Source organism: Enterobacter cloacae complex sp. GF14B (assembly GCF_004136805.1).
Classification (GTDB): Bacteria; Pseudomonadota; Gammaproteobacteria; order Enterobacterales; family Enterobacteriaceae; genus Enterobacter; species Enterobacter hormaechei_C.
Genome location: NZ_QFRV01000194.1, coordinates 1 through 2,544 on the forward strand (window position 1 = coordinate 1; position 2,544 = coordinate 2,544).

The window sequence follows — 2,544 nt, forward strand, 5'->3', positions numbered from 1 at the left end:
ATCCAAATTGCCATAGTGAGCTAGCTCACCCTACCAAAATCACCCAAACACTGTGGCTATCCCTACCATTTCATTGTACATAGGCGTCTGTGAGTTAGGGGACTTTCTCCATATCTTCTTAAAAACCTTCAATTAGCTAGTCACTAGGCTAGTTGAGCCAAAAAAATTTAAAAAGAGAAGTATATTATGGCCTTCTTTGTGTGTAAATATTTCATTGTATATAGGGCCTAAATATAAGGATTTTTCATAATTATTTTGGTATTTATTTAAATATTTCTACTTATGTGTGTGTTATTTATGCTATGTACATTGACTCACCATTACCATATTTTTTCTTACCATTTTGCATACTCTTTATTCCATATAAAAATAATTTCATGCAAGCTTCTCTTATTTTTGGTGTAACTCCATCCCAACAAAAATCCAAAAAAACTAGTTTTATTTATGTGTATATTTTTTCACTATTGTGATTTTTTCCTTCCTACATCTATTCTCTATTACTCTCATAAATTAGACCACCAAAAATATTCATCTTTTTATGGTAGACTTATAATGAGAGAGATTTATTTTGACCCCTTTATATTTTTTCCACCTATATTATTTATATTTGACATGTACATATTTTTTTAGACCCCTCAATATTTGATTTTCTTAGTTGTACTATTCACTTATATCATGATCTCAACAATATCTTCAATTATAGACCTACCAAATAAGGTCAAGGGTAGGTGTCATGCATACATGCAATATGGAGGGCTCACTCTTGGAGGTATTCAAAAGAATCATCCAAAGAAGGACCCCACAAGGACCTTGTGCAGTGGAAAAAAACGGTCGGTTTTGCTGAATTTTTAAAGTTCACTTGCTCTCCGAATTTGAAAAGGTGATACAAACAAAAGTTGTAGCTCGTGGGCTGAACTTTTGCCTCAAATTGTTTCATATTTTTTTGAGCTACGAGCTGTGAGCTATGATTTTATTAGTGGACCCCAGTTTTCCCATGCTATGCAGCCACACTCTCTCTTCCACTTTATCATTTTCCTCTTTCACACACACTTCTCCACTCATCATCCCCACCTCTCTCACCACTCCTCTCTGCACCCTACTCACCTTCTCCTCAACCTTGAAGAATAAGAGAAACCATGGTGAACTCATACCTCCCACACACAATTCCATTCCAAAATTGACCACCTAGTCTCATTTTTCCTCCTCCAAATTACCCATATCTATCAAAAAAACCACAAAATTCAGCCTCTTCTCTTAAAAGACAGCATCATGGTGGTTGATTACTCAGCTTCAATTACCTTGTCTCTCAAGGAAGGTCAAGAGTGGAGAAAAAATGTACCGTCAAAGCTAGTGGACCGTCAACAAGCGTCAAAATTGGCCCTACTCAAGACACTTGGAGCATCAACCTTGTAAGAAATCCACCTTTTCTTACCTCTTAAGAGTTTTTCTTCCTTATTTGTATCCTACATGGATACTCCCATTGTAAATATCCAATTCCATTTGTAAATTAATACTAACTCTACTAACACTAACCCACTATGAAAAGTCCTATCACCTCCATTTCTCTCCTCTCTCTTTCCCCACCAACTTCTTGATAATTCCAAGCAAAAGAAATTAGATAAATTGCTGAAAATCTAACCCAACCATGGTTAGAGGAGTAACCCTAGCCTTCAAAATTGCTATAAAAGGAGGGTGTAGCTAGCACAAAAGGGGGAGCCATAAGCAAGAGCACTATGCTATAGCTTGAGAAGCCAAGCTCAACCTCTCTAGAAGGAGCTCTTGAGTGGAAGCTCATTGTCTTATGCATGTGCATGTGTTGTAATAGGGGATTAGCAAGGGAACTCTATGCCATTGTAAGAGAGAGAGTGATCATTCAATTGAGAGTAGGAAATCTATCATTTCTCCTACTAGTGTAAGCCCAACATTTGCTGAATCAAGGAGGGTGGATTTGGACTAAGCTTGGATACTTTGTCTCCCTTCCAACGTGAAGTAATGGACAACAATGATGCGTAAGTGTCTTGGTGTTTTTTTGTTAAGTTGTTGATAGCTTGTCTCTGGTGTTGTCATCAATCTAGCCATAAATCCCACATACTGTAAGAGGGCGACAGGGTGGAGAGGACTCCCCTAGCCTTAAGATAGTGATTGGGGTGGCTTTTCTTGTGATGTGTTGTGGTGAAATTTACGCAAGCTATGTTGAACAAATACTAATCTCACTTTGATTGGTCATGACAGATTGGTAAGAAGGCATTAGTGCAACAAGCACCCCCTTCCCCCTTCCCTCTCTTTCTTACAGATATAATTGTGTTTGCTTAATCATTGCCGATACATTTCAAATCAGCCCGAGCACCATCTCTCTCTCTCTCTCTCTCTCTCTCTCTCTCTCTCTCTCTCTCTCTCTCTCTCTCTCTCTCTCTCTCTCTCTCTCTCTCTCTCTCTCTCTCTCTCTCTCGGGAGAACGGCCAATTGTATGCACCATGCCGGATGAGACCAAGAGAAAGATTATCCTTGATAATAATTGGATCTATTTGAGGAATACAAAATGTT

1 protein-coding gene is annotated in these 2,544 nt (G+C 38.3%); it reads right to left on the reverse strand.

Annotated features, from left to right (window positions below; all coding sequences use genetic code 11):
- Positions 1-2,309 precede the first annotated feature (2,309 nt).
- Positions 2,310-2,544: hypothetical protein (locus DD606_RS26225; RefSeq protein ID WP_219824229.1), on the reverse strand; the 235-nt coding region annotated here is incomplete at its 5' end.